Source organism: Enterococcus sp. 12C11_DIV0727 (assembly GCF_002148425.2).
Taxonomy (GTDB): Bacteria; Bacillota; Bacilli; order Lactobacillales; family Enterococcaceae; genus Enterococcus_L; species Enterococcus_L lemimoniae.
This window is the reverse complement of sequence record NZ_CP147248.1, coordinates 2,364,664-2,388,312: the sequence shown is the minus strand read 5'-3', so window position 1 is coordinate 2,388,312 and position 23,649 is coordinate 2,364,664. Positions and strand designations below refer to the sequence as shown.

Annotated in this window: 23 protein-coding genes; 21 read left to right on the top strand and 2 right to left on the bottom strand. The window is 35.7% G+C overall.

Translation table 11 applies throughout. From position 1 onward, the window contains the following. Positions 1-18: 18 nt before the first annotated feature. Positions 19-726, bottom strand: a complete 708-nt coding sequence (locus A5866_RS11305; protein WP_086445343.1) for a GNAT family N-acetyltransferase — start codon at positions 724-726, stop codon at positions 19-21. 260 nt (positions 727-986) lie between these two features. Here A5866_RS11305 and A5866_RS11300 point away from each other — a divergent pair, with 260 nt between their 5' ends. The 18 genes from A5866_RS11300 (at position 987) to A5866_RS11215 (ending at position 19,306) form a co-directional block, all read left to right on the top strand. Beyond that, positions 987-1,721: a LytR/AlgR family response regulator transcription factor gene (locus A5866_RS11300; RefSeq protein ID WP_086445344.1), complete on the top strand. Its 735-nt coding sequence runs from the start codon at positions 987-989 to the stop codon at positions 1,719-1,721. A 289-nt stretch (positions 1,722-2,010) separates the two neighbouring features. Next, positions 2,011-2,313, top strand: coding sequence for a WXG100 family type VII secretion target (locus tag A5866_RS11295; RefSeq protein WP_010766560.1), 303 nt, complete (start codon positions 2,011-2,013; stop codon positions 2,311-2,313). A gap of 70 nt (positions 2,314-2,383) precedes the next feature. Next, positions 2,384-5,821 carry a type VII secretion protein EsaA gene (gene esaA, locus A5866_RS11290; RefSeq protein ID WP_086445345.1) on the top strand — a complete coding sequence of 1,146 codons (3,438 nt, stop codon included), beginning with the start codon at positions 2,384-2,386 and terminating at the stop codon, positions 5,819-5,821. Further along, positions 5,818-6,288 (top strand): hypothetical protein, encoded by a 471-nt coding sequence (locus A5866_RS11285; RefSeq protein WP_086445346.1) that lies wholly within the window; start codon positions 5,818-5,820, stop codon positions 6,286-6,288. Before esaA ends, A5866_RS11285 begins: the two co-directional genes overlap by 4 nt. Then, complete coding sequence (locus A5866_RS11280; protein WP_086445347.1) at positions 6,278-6,535, top strand: EsaB/YukD family protein; 258 nt, start codon at positions 6,278-6,280, stop codon at positions 6,533-6,535. Before A5866_RS11285 ends, A5866_RS11280 begins: the two co-directional genes overlap by 11 nt. Positions 6,536-6,538: 3 nt before the next feature. After that, positions 6,539-7,771: a type VII secretion protein EssB gene (essB, locus tag A5866_RS11275; RefSeq protein ID WP_176332608.1), complete on the top strand. Its 1,233-nt coding sequence runs from the start codon at positions 6,539-6,541 to the stop codon at positions 7,769-7,771. Beyond that, entirely contained in the window at positions 7,772-12,292 is a 4,521-nt protein-coding gene (gene essC / locus A5866_RS11270) for a type VII secretion protein EssC (protein ID WP_339099671.1), read from the top strand. Positions 12,293-12,313: 21 nt separating this feature from the next. Next, positions 12,314-12,724, top strand: a complete 411-nt coding sequence (locus tag A5866_RS11265; RefSeq protein ID WP_086445353.1) for a hypothetical protein — start codon at positions 12,314-12,316, stop codon at positions 12,722-12,724. Positions 12,725-12,727: 3 nt separating this feature from the next. Further along, entirely contained in the window at positions 12,728-13,033 is a 306-nt protein-coding gene (locus A5866_RS11260; RefSeq protein WP_086445354.1) for a hypothetical protein, read from the top strand. Beyond that, complete coding sequence (locus A5866_RS11255; RefSeq protein WP_086445355.1) at positions 13,030-13,740, top strand: DUF5081 family protein; 711 nt, start codon at positions 13,030-13,032, stop codon at positions 13,738-13,740. Before A5866_RS11260 ends, A5866_RS11255 begins: the two co-directional genes overlap by 4 nt. 13 nt (positions 13,741-13,753) lie before the next feature. Next, positions 13,754-14,050 carry a hypothetical protein gene (locus A5866_RS11250; protein WP_086445356.1) on the top strand — a complete coding sequence of 99 codons (297 nt, stop codon included), beginning with the start codon at positions 13,754-13,756 and terminating at the stop codon, positions 14,048-14,050. Between the two features lie 19 nt (positions 14,051-14,069). Then, positions 14,070-15,584, top strand: a complete 1,515-nt coding sequence (locus A5866_RS11245; RefSeq protein WP_086445357.1) for a YwqJ-related putative deaminase — start codon at positions 14,070-14,072, stop codon at positions 15,582-15,584. Beyond that, a complete protein-coding gene (locus tag A5866_RS11240; RefSeq protein WP_086445358.1) occupies positions 15,574-16,026 on the top strand; it encodes a toxin-antitoxin system YwqK family antitoxin in 453 nt (150 codons plus the stop codon). Before A5866_RS11245 ends, A5866_RS11240 begins: the two co-directional genes overlap by 11 nt. A gap of 9 nt (positions 16,027-16,035) precedes the next feature. Beyond that, positions 16,036-16,719 (top strand): endonuclease V, encoded by a 684-nt coding sequence (locus A5866_RS11235; protein WP_086445359.1) that lies wholly within the window; start codon positions 16,036-16,038, stop codon positions 16,717-16,719. Positions 16,720-17,120: 401 nt separating this feature from the next. Further along, positions 17,121-18,221, top strand: a complete 1,101-nt coding sequence (locus tag A5866_RS11230) for a glycohydrolase toxin TNT-related protein (RefSeq protein WP_339099670.1) — start codon at positions 17,121-17,123, stop codon at positions 18,219-18,221. Positions 18,222-18,234: 13 nt separating this feature from the next. Further along, a complete protein-coding gene (locus A5866_RS11225; protein WP_086445362.1) occupies positions 18,235-18,495 on the top strand; it encodes an Imm59 family immunity protein in 261 nt (86 codons plus the stop codon). Between the two features lie 399 nt (positions 18,496-18,894). Then, positions 18,895-19,047 carry a hypothetical protein gene (locus A5866_RS11220; RefSeq protein ID WP_176332610.1) on the top strand — a complete coding sequence of 51 codons (153 nt, stop codon included), beginning with the start codon at positions 18,895-18,897 and terminating at the stop codon, positions 19,045-19,047. 10 nt (positions 19,048-19,057) lie between these two features. Then, positions 19,058-19,306 (top strand): Imm59 family immunity protein, encoded by a 249-nt coding sequence (locus tag A5866_RS11215; RefSeq protein WP_086445363.1) that lies wholly within the window; start codon positions 19,058-19,060, stop codon positions 19,304-19,306. Positions 19,307-19,378: 72 nt separating this feature from the next. Here A5866_RS11215 and A5866_RS11210 read toward each other — a convergent pair whose 3' ends face one another. Then, entirely contained in the window at positions 19,379-19,870 is a 492-nt protein-coding gene (locus A5866_RS11210; RefSeq protein WP_086445364.1) for a helix-turn-helix domain-containing protein, read from the bottom strand. 369 nt (positions 19,871-20,239) lie between these two features. On the opposite strand from A5866_RS11210, the gene A5866_RS11205 reads away from it, so the two are divergent. From A5866_RS11205 to A5866_RS11195, 3 genes are all read left to right on the top strand, one after another. Then, complete coding sequence (locus A5866_RS11205) at positions 20,240-20,545, top strand: hypothetical protein (RefSeq protein ID WP_086445361.1); 306 nt, start codon at positions 20,240-20,242, stop codon at positions 20,543-20,545. 120 nt (positions 20,546-20,665) lie between these two features. Beyond that, the gene (gene essC / locus A5866_RS11200) at positions 20,666-23,233 is read left to right on the top strand and encodes a type VII secretion protein EssC (RefSeq protein ID WP_422389661.1); all 2,568 of its coding nucleotides are present in this window, start codon (positions 20,666-20,668) and stop codon (positions 23,231-23,233) included. A gap of 28 nt (positions 23,234-23,261) precedes the next feature. After that, the gene (locus A5866_RS11195) at positions 23,262-23,639 is read left to right on the top strand and encodes a hypothetical protein (RefSeq protein ID WP_086445350.1); all 378 of its coding nucleotides are present in this window, start codon (positions 23,262-23,264) and stop codon (positions 23,637-23,639) included. The last annotated feature ends 10 nt before the right edge of the window (positions 23,640-23,649 follow it).

Below are 23,649 nucleotides of genomic sequence, written 5' to 3'. Positions count from 1 at the left end.
AATTAAGCTTATTTGTTGTTAGCATTCATTTAGACGCCTTTTTTGCTCTCCCTCAACAGTAAAGTTTGCTTCATCCAACCAAGATTCCAGTCGATCTTTCCTGTCAGCCCACTCACTATTGATAATTGAAAACCAAGCAGTGTCTCTGTTACGCTCCTTATAGACCAATGCATTACGAAAAATCCCTTCAAAGGTAAAACCTAAACGTAAAGCTGCTTTTCTAGAAGGTTCATTTAATGCATCACATTTCCATTCATACCGTCGATAACCTAAGTCGTCGATTGCGTAGCACGCTAAAAGATATTGGGCTTCTGTGGCGATTCGTGTTTTCTTCAATTGATCAGAATAGATAACAAAGCCGACTTCAATCGTCCCGTGTTCTGGATTTGTCCGCATCAAAGCCAATGTTCCCAATGCTTTTCCACTAACCTGATCAATAATTACATAATGAAATGGATCTTGTGATTGACTGATTGTTTTTAAATAAGTAGCAAGTGCCGCTTTACTTTCAAACGGCTCCATTGGTAAATAGGTCCAATTTTTCGAAGGACTTGTCGGTCCGTAAACATGATACAAATCTTCAATATGTCGGATAGGATCTATTTTTTCTAACCGGCAATACGTCCCTTCCAGCAGCACTTTTGTTGGATATTCTCTTCTAGACCAATCCTTTACTGCATAACCGATTGGCTGATGATCTGAATTGTATTGATTCTCTATTTTCATCTGCTTTCCTCCATTGCTTTCTATAGTATAACAAAAAATAAGAACAGTACTCTATAAAATGTTTTTTACATTTTATTTAAAGCCTTCTACATTTTTAAATATTATAACTTTTCTCTGAAATGTTCTCATTTCGTAAAATTTTTGAAAATCCCTGTAAAAAAAATATGCTATGATTAGAATTGATAAAAATAAAAAGTTTAAAAACGATTTATTCTATATAAACATACATTTTTAATCTTAAACTCAAGGGAGATGAACCATTGAAGATTGCATTGTGTGGTAACGACCAGAAAGATATGGGAAGAATTGAGAGAACCATTTTGCTACACACTTCTCAACCATATGAATTTGATTTTTTTATTAATGGTGAAAAATTAGTACGCCACCTTAATGAAATAGAAACAACTTATAAGATTTACTTCATTTCTATTGGAATGACTGAAATGGACGGTATGGCTCTAGCACGGCAAATCCGCACTTTCGATTTAGAAGCACTGATTATTTTTATAGCGGATAACAATCAACGGATGCCTGAAGTATTTAAAGTCCAAGCATTTGATTACTTATTAAAGCCGATAAATCAGAATGACTTGCTAGAAACGATCGAGCGAGCAAATAACTATTTTAATGCAATCCAAGCTTATTTTGAATTTTCATTTAATCGAAAACATGTTGTCTTAACGATGAATGAAATCATCTACATTGCCAAAAGCGGGCGGATTGCCTACATTTACACAACAGAAAAAGTCTATAAAACATATTTAACGATGTCTGAAATCATTGGTAAACTAAACAAGGATTTATTTGCTCGAATACATGGCAGTTATGTAGTGAATCTAAATTACATTGTTGAAATCACCAATAATGAAGTATTCGTCAAACAATTTAAAGAGGATATACAACAAAAAAGCAACAGCTCCTTACCGATAAGTAGAACCTTTAAAGATGAGTTAAAGGAAAAATATGCAACTTTTCTCAAAACAAGAAAAGCATAATGCTATGGGCCATTTTAATTAAAAATTAATCATAAAAAAACTATATTATTCTTGAAAAATCTGTATTTTTTACAGATTTTTATTTTTCAGACGTATAGATAACTATAGAAACCACAGGAAGAAAAAAAATCACCTAAAAGATAAGTTATAATTCTATTTTTTTTGTTATTTTTTACTTAAAACACGCAACTTTTTACATCAAGTATTTATCGAACCTTTTTTATGGTAACGTTTATATAACTAGTGAGCATTATTTTGCTTTCTAAAAAACAATTTGGAGGAATGAAAAATGGCCGGCGATAGAATTAAATTATCCCCACAAGAACTAAGAACTTCTGCAACAAAATATACGGATGGTTCAAACCAAGTCAACGATATTTTACAGAAGCTACAATCTGAACAAGATACAATCCAAGGTAACTGGGAAGGTAGCGGTTTTGACAGCTTTAACGATCAATTTACTGCTTTAAAACCAAAAGTATCTGAGTTTGCTGAATTATTAGAGCAAATCAACAAACAATTAAACGAAGTTGCCAACATTGTAGAAGAAACAGATCAAAATATCTCTTCAGCAATCGGAAGAGGTCTATAAGAACCACATAACTGAGGAATAGGGAGGGCACTTGCTCCTCACTGTTCCTCTTTTTTTAGGAGAATGATAAATGAACAGTAAAAAACTATATTATATGTTGAAGTCTGTTTGGATGGTTGTAATTTTACTTATTATGCTGATATTTATGAACCGAGATTTTACTGATATATCTGCAAACAAAGCTAAAGAAGAACAAGATATGCGGTTAAATATTGCACTAGTAAATGAAGATAACGGTGTTAACAAAAATAACATAGACTATAACTTAGGCGCAGATTATGTCAAAAAAATTGAAAAAGATGCAACGTATAACTGGTTTACAGTTAGCCGAGGAATCGCTGAAAATGGCTTAAAATCCGGCACTTATAACTTACTCGTGACAATTCCAAGCAATTTTTCAAGTAAACTTTTAGAACTAGATAGTGAAGCACCTGAAAAAGTCCAAGTCAACTATAAAATCAACGCCAATGGAAATGCTACGTTAGAAAATGAATCTAGAAGTGTTGGTCGCAAAATCGTTAATGATTTAAATCAGCAACTTGTTGATTTATATGTAGTCAGCATCGTTGATAATCTATATACCGCTCAGCAAAATATTGAAAAAGTCTATACAAACCAAACAGATTCCGTTAGCAAATTCCAAGATATTTTGTATCAGCCAACAATTAATTTTAAAGAATATCTACCTGGCATTACTTCACAATCTCAAAGTGCCTTACAAGCCAATGATTTACTGACAACTACCTTGATCGATTTTATCAAAAATCCGGAATCATTAGTCAGCAGTCATCAAGATTTTTCAACATTACTAGAGCAATTGTTAAAACAACGTGCTGATGGCAAATTATCATATGAAGAATTTGTCAAAATCTTAACTTCGATGGATGACAGCGTGTTAAGTTCAGAAACCAATAAATTATACAGTACGCTTGAAAACTTGAATCAGTCATTACAGGATGACTTTATTGCTTCAAATGACGGAAATGGTCGTTATATCGAGCAAATGAATGCTTTGAATGAACAGTTATTAGCGTCTAAAGCAGATGTAGAAAAGCAAATCGAGGACTTAGAAGGAATCGAAGATAAATACTTCGATACTTATAGTGAAGAGTTCTTTAAACAATTTAGAATCAACACAGATGAAGCATCTAAAGTAACATTTGGAACTGTTTTGAAAAAAATGAATTACTCATCATCACTAAATAATATAAGCACGTTTAATGATGAATATCTTTTAAGCATACAAGAACGTTTAAACATTTTACCTTACAAAATTGATACCGAAGATGTTAATGAAATGAACGAGATTTTTCAGTATATGGACGTACCTTACAACGATGGTGAGCCACTGAAAACGATTAGTAGAAAAACAGAACGCATCCAATCACAAGTAGAACGAATAAACGAAAAAATTGAAGCTGCTAATGAAAAAATCATAGAAAATAATGAGCTAAATAATGATACTGCTAAAACAATCGTCCCTCTAGTTTGGAATACTGATCCAGAAGTTGTGAAAGAAAAAAGTTCTTATTATCAAAATCTCAGGGAAGCCTATATCAAACTACAAGATGCTAAAAAAAACGTATTGGATCCCACAAAATATGGAAATAGAAAAAGTTTCATAATAAATACTGAAAACTTTAATCGAGGAACATTCAGTATCTCTAATATAAGTAACCTCAACGAACTAGGGATCATTGACATCAGCTTTGATCCAGACGGAACAATTCCAGTAACAGAAAATCATGAATACCCTATTGAACGAAAAAACGACAAAATCACTGTTTATTATAGCTTTGCTACGACCTATGATGAATATTCTAGACAAGCACCATCATTTAATGTCGTAATAAAAAAAGAAACAGAACCAACTGCCGAAACTCCTGTACCAACAACTACTGTCACTGCATCTCCTGTTTTTAAAGCTCTTACTAATGAACAAGAAAGCAGTGCTAGCAAAGAAAATACAGCAGAAAGCACAACGGCTTCTGAAAATAACGAACAATCAGCTGAAAGTGAACCTGAAACCACTGATCAGAAAGCTCAACCTGAAGTCAAACAAGTGCAGCCAGCACCCCGTCAACAAAAATCAACTACAGCTACTCTCTACGTAGCTGAGTGGAACCAAACGATAGATACAACAGCTTTTCTAGATAGAAATTATCAATTAGCAAAAAGAAGCTACTCTGAAGAAGTTGGAAAAGTGACTGAATTATATAATAGCGTAGCTGAAGAACTTAATAACTTCGACAAATACCCATTCGATGTCTTCAACAACTTATTAGACATGAACATGACTGAAATGTTCAAACAAGTGCTTAACGGCACCTTTGCAACAGGTCATTACAAAGATCAACACGAAAAACTTGAATCTCTAAAACTACAAGCTTCCGATATCGATCGTCAATCCGAACGAATCGGAGAAAAACTGCAAGATATCCAGGGCAATACCATGAACTTGAACGAAAATGTCAAAGGACATTTAGCACAAATTGCGGATTGGCAAAAAAACATGTCGGAAATCACCACGTCCGAAACCAAAGTTGCTTCTGACAATACGGCTACAGATACCGAAATCTCTTCAATCGATTCCATGCTTGAATCCATCAAAAAGCAAGCAGAAATGGTTAAAGAAGCCTCTGACATGAACGTCAAAGAAGCGGAAAGTGTGAAATCTGTCTTTACCTCATTTGATAAAGACGTACAAACGGCGCAAAAAAATGGTGAAGATTTATCTGCTAATGCTGATGTCATCATGGATAACCTAAACAAAGAACTCGCAAACAACAATGATTTCGTCTCCGCCTTTATCAAAGTATTGAACAATGCTCATAAAGACGGCGTGCCAAATAATACTTTATTGCAATTTATCGCGAACCCAGTTAACGGAAAATCAGAAGCTACGATCAAAACAACCGAAGTTAATGAGCCGTTCACTTGGATCTTGATCATGTATACCTTGAGTTTATTTATCGCTTACCTATTCGCAACACAACCTGTTACCAGAAAGGTTAAAAATAAATTCAAAAAAGAAAAACTATGGCTAAAAGACAACATGTTAGAAACTCTGTTGATCAGTTTAAGTGCAATTGGGATTGGCTTGATTTTAAGTCTATTGAGTATCAGTGAACTAGGCATCGTCAAAGAATCTCAAATCGTTTGGGGCATGATGATCGTACTATTTATGCTGATCTTCTCCTTATTGAATCACTATGCATTAAAACAATTCCATATTGCCGGTTTTGCCTTAAGTCTTTTCCTATTTATCAGTTATGTCTTTGTGACAAACGCAATTGGGAAAACGAAAGGCAATAATCCGATGGTCGATCTTATTCGCTCCATCAATCCATTGTCAATCGGTGAAAATAACTTAGCCGATATTTTGGCAAATAATGCGTTGAATATCGTTCAGATCATTTTATATCTATTAGCGATCGCAGCCTTGATCGTATTCAACATCTTTATTTGGAAACCCAGACGGAAAGCGAAGGAAGTGGTCACAAAATGAAAAAACTGATTTTCTTATGCTTGGTAGGAATCATTGTCTTTTCCTTTTCTGATACAGCCCACGCAGAAGAAACCTTACTTGATAACAACTTAGAATTACAAACAGATCGGTTGAATAAAGAACAAGTAGATGATGGTAAAACCAAAAGCTTTGCCGCTGAAGATCGCTTATTCGAAGCTGAAATGATCCAAAAAACAGCCGACGCCAAAGCATTGGAAGAAAAACAAAAACAAGAAGACATGTCTAACCTATTTTTAACCAAAGCAGCAAAAGTAAAAGAATTAGATCCTACTCAGCTATTTGTAGCCAACGGAACGAAGCAAGCAGCAGTCAAACGAGAAGAAACAGAAGCCACAGTTTCTTCTCCTCCTGCATTGTTTCCCTTAATTTTAGGCTTAGCCTTGGTGACCGTTGTCACCTTACTTTTGTATCACAACAGAAAAAGAGGACAAAACCATGGCAGATAATACAGAACATATCAATATCACCTTAATGTATCAAAAAAATAAAGAAAAAATGGTCGATCTACGCATCCCGAATAATATCACCGTTTACCGCTTTATTCGGGAATTAAACCAAATTTTCGGCAAAGAAAAAAACGTTAAAAAATACCAAATCAAAGTTTTGAACAAGGGCATTCTTTTAGATGAAGAACAAAAACTAAAAGATTTTCCGATAACAGACGGAGATATCATCGAAGTGTTGGGAGAATAAATGATGGAAAATATGAAGGAAGCAACTGTAGCAATCATAATTGAAAAACATACGTATGAATTTAAGAAAACGAGCGAAAACTGGCAGCTTGCCTTGAGAAAATCCGAAGTCCAAGTCAGTGAGGAAAAAGATTTGGCCCTACTTAAAGTCGCTCACCCACTCTTGATGGACACAAGCATCCACTGGGAAGAAGACGCCGTGACATTCACCTACGAATTACCTAAAGAACGGATTACCTTTAACGAATTAAAAGCTGGATCAAAAGAAGACAAACTACGCGCCATGGCAAACATGGCAGCCGTTGAACAGCTTTTAGATTTACCACTTACCTTCTTTATCCACCCAGAAAACCTGCTGTTTGATTATAACCTACAGCCTAAAATTGCTTACCGTGGACTAGACGGAAAAATGCCGCCGAAAGTCACCAATAACGACTTACTATTAAGACAATACAAAAGCTTGATCATCGCCTTATTTGAGAAAAAAGATGACTTTACTAAACTCTATGAAGGACAACTAGAAATCAAAAAAGGCTCCGAATTTGTTCAAACCATTTTGAAAAAAGAAAGCTTCGAAGAAATCAGACAATATTTGGTACAAATGTACGATCAAACCGTAGAGCATGCGGCCAAAACAATCAAAAAAGTCAGCAAAACCAAATTCCAAGTGATGAAACAATTATCGATTTGGATGACGGTATTATCTGCTATTTTAGTGATTCCATTGGTTTATTTACTATTTTTCCGTTTACCATTCTTAGATCGGATGCAAAATACGGACACAGCTTTCTTGAAAAATGACTATGAAGCCGTGATCACAACCTTAGAACCCGTGAAAACAGCAAGTATTCCTTTCACGCAAAAATATGAATTAGCCTTTAGCTTTATTCAAGGGGAAGCCTTACAAGAGCAACAGAAAAAAGTCATCTTAAACAACGTAACCCTACGTTCTGATGAACATTACCTAGATTACTGGATCGAAAACGGTCGAGGAAATCTGGATGAGGCTCTAGATGTAGCGAAAAACTTAGAAGATTCCGATTTGATTTTATATGGGATCACACAAAAAATCGAACAAGTCAGAAAAGATACGAAAATGACTGGTACCGAAAAAGAAGAAACCATTGGCAAACTAGAAGCCGACTATAAAAAATACAAAGAAAAACGTGACGAAAGTGTGAATGCTGCGGCTGTTGCTGAACAAACACAAGGATCGACTGCTCAGGAGGGAAACTAGATGACCAAGACACAAGCCATCATCTACCTTCAAGGCTATCGCTACCAATTGACCCTTGATGAAGACAAAACACAACGGATCGGTTCAGATAATCAAGCAGCTCTTCACTTACCTTTACTGACAGAAGCAGACGAATTGACGATCGACATGAAAAATGAGTGGACACTAACCCACCAAGGACAAGAACAAACCTTAACCCTTGGCTCTCCCCTCACCTTTTCATTAGCCGACGAGCAACAAGCAACGATCATTTTAGCGCCTGTAACGAAACTACATGTATTTGACCTATTAGATAAAAAAGAACTTATTTTAAGCACCGACAAAGGGGCAACATTAGAATTACCAAATGATGATTTAGCACAGCCCCTTGCCGCTATTTTGAAAAAACAAGACGATCAATGGTTGTTAACGGTGCTTTCTGGTGAATTGATGATCAATAATCAATTGTTTACAGGCACAGACTACTTACTAGGTAAAGGAGACGAACTGTCCTTCCTACACCACACATTGAAAGTCTTTACCCATGAAATCCATGCGACAGAAGGGACGATCATTAAATCAGATTTATGCGAAATCTATACTTCTCGTTACGATGTCTATGAAGATTATCCAGATTTCCACCGTTCACCACGGATCATTTACCGTGAACCAGAAGAAAAAATCACGATCAATGCCCCAAGTGAGCCAAACAATAAACAACAAGACCAACTGATCAAAACGATTTTACCACCGATCGTGATGTTGATGGTCACTGTGGCAATGGCCTTCTTCAGACCAAACGGCTTATTCGTCTTAGCTAGTGCTGCAACGACGTTGATCACGATTATTTTCTCAATCACTAATTACTTTAAAACGAAAAAAGAACACAAACAAAGCTTGATTGATCGTGAAGTGAGCTATAAAAAATATTTAGTCGATAAATCGGTGGAACTACACCAATTAAATCAAGAACAAAAGCAAGGGCAACTCTACCACTATCCAAACGTTTCAGAATTATTGGATATGACGAAAACGTATAGCCCAAGAATTTATGAAAAAACGCCGTTGCACTTTGACTTTCTGTTCTATCGTTTAGGTTTAGGAACACTTGGTTCATCAAGTGAAATTACCTATTCTAACAAAGAACGTGGTAAAGAAACCGATGATTTAGAAAAAAGCGGTTATGAGCTTTATACGAAGAGTTTAGAGCTAGAAAATATGCCGATCGTAGCCAACTTAGTCAATGGACCTGTTGGGTATATTGGGCCTAGAAACTTAGTGCTAGAACAGCTTCATTTACTCGTCAATCAATTATCAGTGTTCCATAGTTACCATGATGTACAATTTATCTCAATTTTCCCAGAAGCCGAAAAAAACCTTTGGGAATGGATGCGTTGGTTGCCTCATGCAACGATGCAGGATGTCAATGTACGTGGCTTTGTCTATAACCAACGGAGCCGTGACCAAGTCTTGAATAGTTTGAATCAAATCTTGAAAAACCGTAAAAATTCCATGGAAGAAAACCGCAATAGCCGAGATAGTACCCTCTTCTCCCCTCATTATGTGGTGATGATCACGGATGAGAAGTTGATTTTGGATCATGTCATTATGGAATTCTTCAATGAAGATCCCAGTGAACTTGGCTGTAGCGTGATTTTCGTGGAAGATGTCATGAGTAGTTTATCGGATAATATCAAAACCGTTATCGATATTCGTGATCGTAACACTGGGGTGCTCTTATTGGAAGAAGGCAAATTGATGAACAAATCGTTCCAATTAGATCACTTCCCTGCTGAATTTAATAAAGAGCAATTGCCACGATTGTTGGCGCCATTGAATCACTTACAAAACTTGAAATCAAGTATTCCTGAAGCCGTGACCTTCTTAGAAATGTACGGCATTGAGAAATTTGACGAGTTTAATGTGACGCAACGTTGGGCTGAACATTCTCCACATAAAACCTTAGCTGTACCGCTTGGTTTACGTGGAAAAGACGATATTGTCTACTTGAACTTACATGAAAAAGCCCACGGGCCTCATGGGTTAGTCGCTGGTACCACGGGTTCTGGTAAATCGGAAATCGTACAAAGTTATATTTTGAGTCTGGCCGTGAATTTCCATCCTTATGATGTCGCTTTCCTACTGATTGACTACAAAGGTGGCGGTATGGCGAACTTGTTCCGTAATCTTCCTCACTTATTAGGGAGTATTACCAACCTAGATGGCGCTCAAAGTATGCGTGCCTTGATTTCCATCAATGCCGAGCTAAAACGCCGTCAGCGCCTTTTCTCGGAGAATAACGTGAATCATATCAATCAGTATCAAAAATTATATAAAAATGGCGATGTTTCTGAGCCTATGCCTCACCTTTTCCTAATTTCGGATGAGTTCGCCGAGTTAAAATCAGAACAGCCTGAGTTTATGAAGGAATTGGTTTCTACGGCTCGGATTGGGCGTTCATTGGGGATTCACTTGATCCTTGCGACACAAAAACCAAGTGGTGTGGTCAATGACCAAATTTGGAGTAACTCGAAATTTAAATTAGCGTTGAAAGTGGCAGATAAAGCCGATTCAATGGAAATGTTGAAAACACCAGATGCGGCGGAAATCACCCAAGCTGGGCGTGCCTACTTACAAGTGGGGAATAATGAGATTTATGAATTGTTCCAAAGTGCTTGGAGTGGAGCCGATTATCAGCCTGAGAAGGATGACCAACAGATTGAGGATCATACGATTTACCTTGTGAATGATTTGGGTCAATATGAGATTTTAAGTGAAGATTTAAGTGGCTTGGAAAATGCGGATGATGTAAAACAGATTCCAACTGAGTTGGATGCCATTATTGATGGGATTCATGAAGTGGCGGAACGTGAAAATATTACCCCACTTCCACGTCCTTGGTTACCACCATTGGAAGAGCGAATTGCTTCTTCTACCCTTCATCCTGTGGACTTTAGAGAAGAATGGTTAACAGAGAAACAGCCGCTTGAACCTGTGCTTGGTGTGGTAGATGTACCAAGTATGCAGGCGCAGAATACGTTGCGTTTGAATATGACACAAGAAGGTCATATGACCGTGTTTAGTAGTCCTGGGTATGGTAAGAGTACGTTTATGCAGACGGTTGTGATGGATTTGGCGCGAGTGCATAGTCCAGAAAGATTGAATGTGTATCTATTGGACTTTGGAACGAATGGACTGTTGCCTCTTAAGAAATTGCCGCATGTAGCCGATACGATGAGTATTGATGAAGAAGAGAAAATCGAGAAATTTGCGAGACGGATCAATGATGAATTGAAACGTCGTAAGAAGTTGTTGAGTGAGTTTTCTGTGGCTAGTTTGGATATGTATGAGCGAGCTAGTGGCAAAGAAGAACCGATTATTTTGATTCTTTTAGATGGATTTGAAGGAATGAAAGGGGCCAAGTTTGAAGAGATTCTTGAAAAAGTTATTACACAAGTAGCTCGTGAAGGTGCTGGGATTGGGCTTCACCTATTACTTTCTGCAGGACGTCAGAATTCAATGCGCATGACCCTTTCAAGTAATATCAAAACACAAATCGTGTTGAAGATGATTGATGATTCAGAACCTAGAGCGATTGTTGGACGGACAACATTGACGATTGATGACTTACCTGGTCGTGGCTTGATTAAATTGGAAGAACCTGAGTTATTCCAAACCGCCCTTCCGGCTGATGGTGAAGATACATTACAAATCATTGAAGCGATTCAAGAAGAAGTTAGCCAAATGGATCAACATTGGACAGGTGCTAGACCTGAACCGATTCCGATGGTACCAGAAGTGCTTTATTTTGAAGAGTTCAAACAGAAAAAACAAGTTCAAGAATTATTAACACAAAAACAAATCCCAATTGGTTTAGAATTCGAAGCCGTTCAACCTGTATCAAGATCAATCGCAAGCTTAAACCAATTAGCTGTTTTTGCACCAAAACCAGAACGACTACTTTATTGCTTAACAAGTATTCAAAATTTCATTGTTGATTCTGGTCACTATCAATATGCAATTTTAGATGATCAAGAAGAAAATTTTGCTAAATATCGTGGTGGAGCCGCTCACTATACTTCAAACCGCTCAGAATATCCAGAAATATTCCAAAAATTGGTAGAGTTTTTAGAAGATCGTGAAGATGACTTTGAAGATATGAAAGAAGATGGCGAAGTTGCAAATATGAAAGAGTATCTAACAAAAATCAAACCATTTGTCCTAGTAATGCCAAATATCTCGTATATATTAACCGAAATGCCAAGGGAAATGGAGTTAGCTTTTGTAAAAATATTACAAAATGGACCAAAAATGGGTATATATCTTCTATTCGGTTCATTGTTCAATGGAATTACTGGCTACGACGATGCAAGCAAACTATTGAAGACCATCAACAAAGGAATTGTTTTAGGAAAAGTAGCAGATCAAAACCAATTAAAAGCCTCAAACTTAGGTTATCGTGAACCTCAACTTGATGATACAGAAGGATACTTCGTAGAAAATGATTTTGCTGAAAAAGTAAAAATATCATTAGGAAGATAGAAATCTGAAAGGAGAAACTATATGTACTTTTTTGTAACCAGAGAAAGCGAAAGAAAAGCAAATCAATATGAACACTTGTGTAATAAATTGGACAAACGCATTCGTGACCATGACAAGCACATGAATAACGCAAAAGAAATTTTTTCAGCTTATAAAGGAACTGTATCAAACTTTTCAAATTCAAAAATTCCATCCAATCACTTTGACCCAAAGCGAGAAGAATTAACAGAAAAGTTAAGTACGTACATTAGCCAAGAAGAAGCGAAAAGCGTCAGTCTTACCTCTGCAAAAAACCAAGCAGAAACAAGAAAAAACTATTATATCAACAAAGTAAACCAGGAAGTTGAACAAGAACGTCAAGCAAAAGAAGCAAAAAGAAAAGAAGCAAAAGAAAAAGCTGACAAAGCTAGAAAAGAAAGGGAGCGTGCTTAAAAGATGGGATTATCCAAATTAGATATCACGGAAAGTGAAGTCACTACAGCAATTAGCTCTGCCACAACTTTAACACGCCTACTAGGCGACTCAAACGCGAAAGCAAAAAGCTTACTAAGTAAAGTACAGAGCTCTAAATGGGATGGTGAAGCGAAAGATTCCTTCATAGCCTACCTAAGCATTGTTCAAAAATATCATTCAGATATGCACAAAGCCAGTAAAAAACAAACGAAAGCTCTAAAAACAATTCCAACAGGAATTTCTGGTTACGAAAGTCATGGTGAAGTATCGAAGGTGAAAAGCTTATGATGACCGAAACAAAAGTAACACGAAATGATGTTTTCCATTTATACGAATTATATTTAATGGCTGAAGCTACAGAAAATGAAGTGATTTTCGGCTTACCTGACAAAAGTGTCTACGCTATTACTGATCCACATTATTTAGAAACAGCCAAAGAAGCTATTCAAGAAAAAGGTATTTTAGATGAAGAAGGTCACATTTCTGAGGGCGGATTCTTTGTTATAAAAGCCTTACAAGAATATGCAACTTCTAAAAAATATGTTCAGCTAAATAATTTAATGATTGCTTTTAGTGAAAGTGAACCTGATGAACTAATTGTGCTTACCGAGGTAGAAAATCAAACCTATTATCAGATAAAGGTGATTGATAAACGCCTTGTGTTGAAAGATTTGTTCGATTCACTACCAATTATTCAACGAGAACCTCTATCTGATGAGACGGAGTTTACCTTGAAAAAACTCAGAAATCGCGAAAGAAGATCCATTTTAGAAGAAGAGGTCGGAGAAAATGTTCTTTCCATTGCAGTTTTCGACACAAATGCAGGACAAACAGAAGAAGAATTCGCGCAATGGCTTTATTTTATGGAAGAAGACAAACTTTGTGCGGTTAATGTTGAGGAGGAATCCTACTATCGAGCCAGTCAGTATTGGCTAATGAAAGAACTGTTTGATAGCTTAGAAATTCCTTACCCACAAGAAAGTGAAGGAAAGTAAAAGAGGGACTGATATGGCACAAAACGTAGATATAAACATTAGTGATATTGAAGATTTTGGTGCAGATTTAATGGATATTCTTGAAACAATCGAAGAAGCTTGCAAAGAAGCACAAAAAATCGGGAATTTAAAATTTTATAAAGAAGGACAAGCAAAAGACGCCGTTAGTAAATTAAAAGACATCCCAAATAAATATGCTTCTGTTGCTGAACATTATGGCAGATTGCTACAAATAACTGCATTGACTTGGGAGCAAATGAGCGAAATGGACACAGGCATTTCTAACGGCATACAGGCTGCACAGAAATAGGTAGAAAAGAGGTGAAATAATGGCAGATGTAAAGTATACTCAAAGTAGCTGGGAAAAAATGGGACGTGACTTAGGAAATTTAATTGGTTCTGGATGGGGTAAAGGTGTTCATGAAGAATTAAATGATGTCACTAAAAATCTAGAAAAAGCAGAAGACAATATCGCAACCTATGACGAAGATGGGATTATCAGTTTCAGTCATACCGATCGTAGTAGTCAGTATAAAGAAATCGGTGAAAAATTAAAAGTACTAAAAGATTTTACAGGGCAAGTTAACACTATTTTATCTACTGAAATCGACGATCCTTTCTATAAAGAAATGGATGCCTATGTAACTGCTGTAAGAGATTTAGATATCACAGAATACTCTGTTTCTAATAGCTTAGGAATAAAAGAAACTAGAACGGCTTACGCTATGGGAAGCAACATGACGTATGAGGTAAAAAAAGATAAAATAAATCTTAATGATATTTTAAATGGGGACAACCCAGTTGGCAAAGCGATGGTTGACGAGTGGAAAAACTATTTAAAAAACAATCCTGGCGCAAAAGATTTATCTTATGCGGATTATCAAAAAGCAGCTCTTTACTCTGGAGCGTTTGAATACGAATCTATTTCAGATGGACAGAAGAAAAAAGAATTTTGGTTCAACATGGCTGCACTTGCAACGACTGTTGTCGTAGGAATCGTTTGCCCACCAGCTGGTATGGTTTTAGGCGCTGCGTTGGGTGGATATGAAATGCTTAATGCTGGTATTGGTAAAGACTTAATAAGTGGACGTGAATTGGGCACTGGTGAACGTTGGTTCAGATTTGGTGCTGGAGCTTTAGGTGTCTTTGGTGGTGTGAAGGGACTAACTTCTTTCAGTAAAAATATTAGTATGGTTAAAGGTGCTTCATCCACTAAGATGGAACATGTTGTGAAGATGATGCAGAATTCTAGCCGTAGTAATTATAAGGGGATAATGAGCCAAGCGAAAGCTCTTCAGGCTGCTCAAATGGCTAACAGCACTGCAACTAGGGGGAAATACGCAAATAGGTTAGATTATTTACATGGAAAATATGGTAAAATGTCTAAAACAGAGTTAAATCAAAGAATGAATTTACGTGGCGAGACAATGCAAGAATTAGAAAATATCAGAAAAGCCACTAGTAAAAATAAACTTGGACCTGCTTTTGCAGGAGCATTTGATAAAACTACAGGAAAGTATAATTTTGCAATAAATAATTATGACGGACTCCCACCTAATAAATGGGCTCCACAGTTAGAGAAACTTTTTGTAGATGTTCCAGATCATGTAAAAGGTTCTTACGAATTTACAAAGGGATTTGGTTCTCATGCAGAAATATATGCCGCCAATGAAGCGCTATTAGCGAATCCTAATGCTAATATTAAAGATATTGTAATTAATGTAGTTAGAACTGGTCAAAATAAGGCAAAACCAGCAGGAATGATGTTTACTCGATGCCCTCACTGTGCTTACTTACTAGAAGGATTTGATATAATATCGGAGGTGTCAAAAGTTGGAAGATAAACAAACTGATAAAATTCTAACAAAAAAATACATTTTAGAACATGGAACTAATTTTGAATACTTAGCTAATGGTGGTAAACACGGCTTAGAGATAGTCGAATTTGATGAAAATGATAATGAAAGAGTGTTTACTGGTTTAGCTTACGAATTGTATGAGAATGGCAATTTAGAGTCTTATATGTTTGTTAGAGATGGGATTAAACAAGGTGCAACAGTAAGATTTTATTCTAATGGTAATATTGAATCCATTAGTAACATGATTGATAACGTTCCCGAAGGAAAAAGAATTGAATATTACGAGAATAGTGCTATTAAGATTGAAGAAGAGCGAACAGGTGGTTTTCTTATGACCTTTGTCAAATATGATGAAGATGGAAATATTATAGAAGAAAAGAAAGAACCTACAGATTTCGATAAAATGATGGTTAGAAAGTTCGGTTGAGAAATAAAAATGATAGAAATGCAAGAACAATTTAAATTAGAACAAGAAAAATGGTTATCAAAAATTGATTTGCATAATAAATTTCAAATTAATGATCTTAAATTTGTTGCTGGAGTTGACTTAGCATACTGGAGCAAATACGGAAAAGAGTATGGTGTTTGCTGCATTATCATAATAGATTATGTTACAAAATCTATTGTTGAAAAAGTGAATTATTACGGAGAAATTGAAGTTCCTTACATTTCTGGCTTTTTAGCTTTCCGAGAACTACCACTGATTTTAAAAGCTGTAGAAAAATTATCTATCAAACCAGATTTGTATATGTTTGATGGAAACGGCTATTTACATGCTAGACATATGGGAATTGCTACACATGCGTCATTTTATTTAAACAAACCAACAATTGGCGTAGCAAAATCTTATTTAAAAATTGATGGAGCTGAATTTAAAGAACCTAAAAATGAAGTTGGAGCTTTTGAATTCATACAAACCCAGAACGAGATATACGGCTTGGTTCTTAGGACAAGAAAAGATGTAAAGCCTATTTATGTTTCTTGTGGTAATTGGATTGATTTAGAAACAGCTAAAAAAATTACCCTTCACTTTGTTAACGAAAAAAGTCGGCTACCTATAACGACAAGATATGCAGATTTAGAAACTCATGAAATAAGAAGAATATATAAATTAAGATAAATGAATAGTAATATATTTACTTTAATTTTACGATATACTACTTTAATAGTTTCATGAACTATTAAAGTAGTATATCGCTATAAAAAATCATTCTAGGAATGATTTTTTTATTTTTAGTTTTTAGTAATCAATATCAAGAAACCAAAAATACTGAAAGATTTCACAGGACAAGTTAACACTATTTTATCTATTGAAATCGACGATCCTTTCTATAAAGAAATGGATGCCTATGTAACTGCTGTAAGAGATTTAGATATCACAGAATACTCTGTTTCTAATAGCTTAGGAATAAAAGAAACTAGAACGGCTTATGCTATGGGAAGCAACATGACGTATGAGGTAAAAAAGATAAAATAAATCTTAATGATATTTTAAATGGGGACAACCCAGTTGGCAAAGCGATGGTTGACGAGTGGAAAAACTATTTAAAAAACAATCCTGGCGCAAAAGATTTATCTTATGCGGATTATCAAAAAGCAGCTCTTTACTCTGGAGCGTTTGAATACGAATCTATTTCAGATGGACAGAAGAAAAAAGAATTTTGGTTCAACATGGCTGCACTTGCAACGACTGTTGTCGTAGGAATCGTTTGCCCACCAGCTGGTATGGTTTTAGGCGCTGCGTTGGGTGGATATGAAATGCTTAATGCTGGTATTGGTAAAGATTTAATAAGTGGACGTGAATTGGGCACTGGTGAACGTTGGTTCAGATTTGGTGCTGGAGCTTTAGGTGTCTTTGGTGGTGTGAAGGGACTAACTTCTTTCAGTAAAAATATTAGTATGGTTAAAGGTGCATCATCCACTAAGATGGAACATGTCGTGAAAATGATGCAGAATTCTAGTCGTAGTAGCTATAAACAAATTCAAGTAGTTGCTAAAACAATGCGCACACATTCAATTATCAAACAAACAACTTGTAGTGGTGACGAACTAGAACGATACTTGCGAAATCATTGGGCCGGTGGGGATCAAATTGCAGATGATTTCTTAAAAACTGGGAAGTGGCCAGAAAAAATTCAAGTGCCCAAATCATCAAGTGTTCTAACGAAAAATGGCGCTATTGATTGGGCTCAAGTACCCAATGACGGTTTTGTTTTAGATGATGCTGGTAATGCTATTAAAAATGGTCACACACCTGAGATTGGTACCCAATTTGATCGCTATGGTTCAGCAGATGGTCGTTTCACCTCACCATTAGAAAATGGAAAAGTATACGACTATGATCAAAGGTCATTGCCTTTTATAGAAGAAATGTCCAAATATCATAAATATGAGGTTACTGGTAATTTTAACGATATAGTATCAAAAATTGAGAACGCAGATACAGGATTAAAAGAAGTTATAAAATCCTATATGATTGATAAGAGTTTAACATATGATGACTTAATAATCCAAGCTAGTGATATTGCCAGTGGTTTTGGGTCAACTGGCGGTGGTATACAATGGCAAATGCCACTACCTCTTGAAATGTTAACTGACCTAGGACTGATAACAAAACTTTAAAGGAGAATCGTGCATGGAAGAAAATGAAGTTAATAAAATAATACAAGATGAAGGACTAACAAATTTTAATCTATTTGAAAAACATCCTGTGAAAGAAAATGAAGTAGTAATAAAAAAAGAAAATAAATCTTGGGAGGTTTTTTCTACTAGTGAAAAAGGGAGTGCAGAAGGTATTAAGGTATTTCAAAATGAAAGTGAAGCATTAGATAATTTTACTGAACGATTAAGAGCAAAAAATAAGGTATTAGAATATTTCAGAAAAAAAGGACTATAGTTTTCAAAGTCAAAAATTACTTTTTAGTAATTTTTGACTTTTTCTGTTACACAGAAAAAATTCAAGTTTCGAAATTATCAAGTGTCTTAAAAAAAATGAAGCTATTGATTGGTCTCAAGTACCTAATGATGATTTCGCTTTAGATGATGCTGGTAATACTATCAAAAATAGGCATATTCCTGAAATAGGTTCCAAGCTTGATTGATATGGTCCAACTAACGGACGATTTACTTCGCCATTAGAAAATGGAAATGGATTTAATTATGATCAGCGTTCAATGCCTTGTGTAAAAGATATGTCTAAATATCATCATTATGAAGTTACTGGAGATCTCAATAAAATTAAATCTTACATTGGAATTTGTAATGACCCTCGGCTGTACAAAAAGCAATAAATTATATGACAAAATATTATTTATCATCTGAACAGTTAATACTACAATCTGGAGAAATAGCTCTAGGATTTAATTCTGTTGGAAGAGGAATTAAATGGCAATTACCTATGCCAGCAGACTTATTAGAAAAATTAGGTTTATTAAAAATTGTGAAATAGGAGGAGTACTATGAATATGGAAGAAGTCAAAGAGACTATAAAGAAAGAAAATTTATCTAATTACAGTCTTTTTAATCAAGATAATCCAAAAGAAAATGAGTTAGGAATAGCTAAAGATAATAATTCTTGGAAAGTCTATGCACGTAATGAGAGAGCTACCGAGGAAGGTGTGCATTTTTTTGATAATGAAAATGATGCATTAGATAGTTTTGTAAAAAGACTACGAGCTAACAAAACTTTGGATGATTTGAAAAGGTAGCCACTTACAATAAAATTCCCTTGAAGTAAAACAGAATGTATCAATATTTTGTCTGCCTACTTCAAGGGAATTTTACAATTTCTGATTATTACTACTATCTAAGTATTCCTTTCGAGCGTTTTCTAAATCAAATACCTGTTTCAAAAAAATAAGTTCATGCAGTTTTTTGTTACTTAGATTGTCTATATCTAACTCCGAAAGAAGAAGTTTCCTCTCCTTCTCTAACTTTACTTTATCAAATTCATCGTCTTTACTGTCTTCCAAAATATTTCTATGTAGTTCATTAAATGAGGCTTGTTTCCTCAAAACATCCAAAACTATATTTTCAGAAGTCTGACTAAACTCAATATCCTCACTAAAAAGAGTCTCAACAGTCGTGCCTAATGAAGATGCAATCGCGTAAAGAGTCGTACTCAGAGGAATTGTTTCTCCTTTTTCGATCTTTAAAATACTTTGCTTCGTTGTTTTAGCATTTTCTGCCAGTTCTTCCTGTGTCATGCCTCTGACTTTACGTAATTTCCTAATATTGATTCCTAATTGCTCCAAAATAGCACCTTCTTTCATGTATTACTATACTAGGTTTTACAATATTTTTCAAAAAAGTATTTAAATATTTACTTTTACTATTGATAAAGTAAACAGTAATATGTATAATAAGAGTATAAAGTTAATAGAGACATTCTTTTGTATAGGAATAATTATTATCTTATATCCTATAAGTCTACAAAAATACAGGAGATCCTATTTAGAGGAGGTGATCTAATATGAACTTAAGTAAACAAGTATATTTATTTTGAATTCATAAACTATTAAACAAAAAGCAGAGCTCTAAAAATTAAGAAACGAATTTCTTAAATTAAAACTCCACCCTCAACAAGTTGAGTATATCATACATTTAAGAAATTCTCCAAAAAAACTTAAAGGAGAAACTCAATGAATAAAATACAACCATTAAATATTAAAAATGATAAAAATCAACCAATTAAAAGTATCAGCCACCAAGATATCTACTCATTACATGACCTTTTAGAACAACTTAATTCTTGGCAAAATGCACTGAATCTACTAAATCATTATTTTAGTGATAAACAAAGACCAGTAAACAAGAAAAAAATTGCAAATAATTACTATGCATGTTCTCAAATTTTCTGTGCATTTCATAACGACTTTTCACAAGCATTGCAGGAAATGGAGAAACAAATTACAGAGTTGAGACAAAAAGAAAAAGTTAAATATTGAGTCATTCTTAAAGTAAAAAATTACTATTTTCAGTAGTTTTTTACTTTTTTCTTTTATCTCACTAATATTATTCCCTATTTTGTTAGTATTACACAGAATACAGCTAATAAAACCTTAGCTGTGCCTTTAGGTTTACGTGGAAAAGACGATATTGTCTACTTGAACTTACATGAAAAAGCCCACGGGCCTCATGGTTTAGTCGCTGGTACGACTGGTTCTGGTAAATCCGAGATCGTGCAGAGTTATATTTTAAGTTTAGCCGTGAATTTCCATCCTTATGATGTGGCTTTCCTACTGATTGACTACAAAGGTGGGGGTATGGCGAACTTGTTCCGTAACCTACCTCACTTATTAGGGAGTATTACCAACCTAGATGGCACTCAAAGTATGCGTGCCTTGATTTCCATCAATGCCGAGCTAAAACGCCGTCAGCGCCTTTTCTCGGAGAATAACGTGAATCATATCAATCAGTATCAAAAATTATATAAAAATGGCGATGTTTCTGAGCCTATGCCTCACCTCTTCCTAATTTCGGATGAGTTCGCCGAGTTAAAATCAGAACAGCCTGAGTTTATGAAGGAATTGGTTTCTACGGCTCGGATTGGACGTTCGTTGGGGATTCACTTGATCCTTGCGACGCAAAAACCAAGTGGTGTGGTCAATGACCAAATCTGGAGTAACTCGAAATTCAAATTAGCATTGAAAGTGGCGGATAAAGCCGATTCAATGGAAATGTTAAAAACACCAGATGCGGCAGAAATCACCCAAGCTGGGCGTGCCTACTTGCAAGTGGGGAATAATGAGATTTATGAATTGTTCCAAAGCGCTTGGAGTGGGGCGGATTATCAGCCTGAGAAAGACGATCAACAGATTGAGGATCATACGATTTACTTGGTTAACGACCTTGGTCAGTATGAGATTTTAAGTGAAGATTTAAGTGGCTTGGAGAATGCGGATGATGTAAAACAGATTCCGACTGAACTAGATGCCATTATTGATGGGATTCATGAAGTAGCGGAACGTGAAAACATTACCCCACTTCCACGTCCTTGGTTACCACCGTTGGAAGAACGGATTGCTTCTTCTACCCTTCATCCTGTGGACTTTAGAGAAGAATGGTTGACGGAGAAACAGCCGCTTGAACCAGTTCTTGGTGTAGTGGATGTGCCGAGTATGCAGGCGCAGAATACCTTGCGTTTGAATATGACGCAAGAAGGTCATATGACGGTTTTTAGTAGTCCTGGGTATGGGAAAAGTACGTTTATGCAGACGGTTGTGATGGATTTGGCGAGAGTGCATAGTCCAGAGCGGTTGAATGTGTACTTGCTTGATTTTGGGACGAATGGACTGTTACCTCTTAAAAAATTACCGCATGTCGCAGATACGATGAGTATTGATGAAGAAGAGAAAATCGAGAAATTTGCGAGACGGATCAATGATGAATTAAAACGTCGTAAGAAGTTGTTGAGTGAGTTTTCTGTGGCTAGTTTGGATATGTATGAACGTGCTAGTGGGAAAGAAGAACCGATTATTCTTATCTTGTTAGATGGATTTGAAGGTATGAAGGGTGCGAAGTTTGAAGAGATTCTTGAGAAGGTTATCACTCAGGTCGCTCGTGAAGGTGCTGGAATCGGGATTCATTTACTTCTATCTGCTGGTAGACAAAATTCAATGAGAGCGACTCTTTCAAGTAATATCAAGACGCAAGTTGTATTGAAGATGATTGATGATTCAGAGCCAAGAGCGATTGTTGGACGTACCACATTAACGATTGATGACTTGCCTGGTCGTGGCTTGATTAAGTTGGAAGAACCTGAGTTGTTCCAAACTGCTCTTCCAGCGGATGGTGAAGATACCTTGCAAATTATTGAAGCGATTCAAGAAGAAGTGAATGACATGGATGAACATTGGACAGGTGCTAGACCTGAACCAATTCCGATGGTGCCTGAAATATTAACAGAAGAATACTTCGTAAACATGCCAAGTGTCCAACAAGATTTAGCAACACCTAACTTATTCCCAGTTGGGATCGACTTTGAAGAAGTACAGAGCGTTTCTTGGGATAGTTATAGAAGCAACCTCCTATTTGCTTACGGAAAAATACAAGAAGCGGAGCAATTCGGTAAACAACTCTTGTCTCAATTATTACAAAAAGAACACCAAGTTATTTTACTTGATACAGCAAATAGTCCTTTATATGAGTTACACGATAAAGTATCGGCACTAGCAACAGAAAAAGAGCAGTACCATGATTTACTAAATGCTTTAAAAATACGCTTAGAAGAACGTGAAGAACAATATACAATTGAAAGAGAAAAGCAAGGTCAACTTTCTCCTACAGAGTTTTATAGAGGTTTGAAACCTATGTATATTTTACTAAACAATGTTAATAAGGTCGTTAGTGAAATGGATACCCTAAATCAAACTTTATTGGTAAAATTATTAACAGAAGCACACCAAGTCGGCATCTACTTTGTTTCAATTGCAGATATTTTTGAATTATCAAAAGGATACGATGATATAAGTAAAGTTCTTAAACGAGCAGAAGAAGTCATTTTAACTGTCCGATTAAATGATCAAAGTATCTTTAGTCCAGGCAATAAAAACTATAAAGAACCTATGTTAGCAGAGGATGAGGCCTATTATCTAATAAATAATATGGCATATCTATTTAAACAATGTAAATAGCTTGTAGAAAAAAGAGGTGAAAAAATAGATGAGTTCAGCAGATTTACGAAGTGCTATGAATTATGTCAGTCAAGAAAAAGCAAATTTAGTAACCTTACAGTCAAAACTTTCCGGGAAAAATATGCCCGGAAAGATGTCTGTTACAAGGAATACTGATGGAATGGCTGGAACAAAATATAAAGACCAACACACTGGGGTAAAAGAAAGTTTCACTACATTTAAAAGTAGCGTAATTAGTGAAAAGAGCGCTGCATTAGAAACATTAGCCGCTAAAATCGGCAAATTAGAGACCGATCTGGAAAATCTAGAGGTACAGTATAATGCAGCTGTTGCAGCTGAGAAAGCCGAAGCAGAGAGGAAAGTTGCTGAGGCAAAAGCGAAAGCTGAAAAGGCAAAAAGTAAATGATTAAATAAAG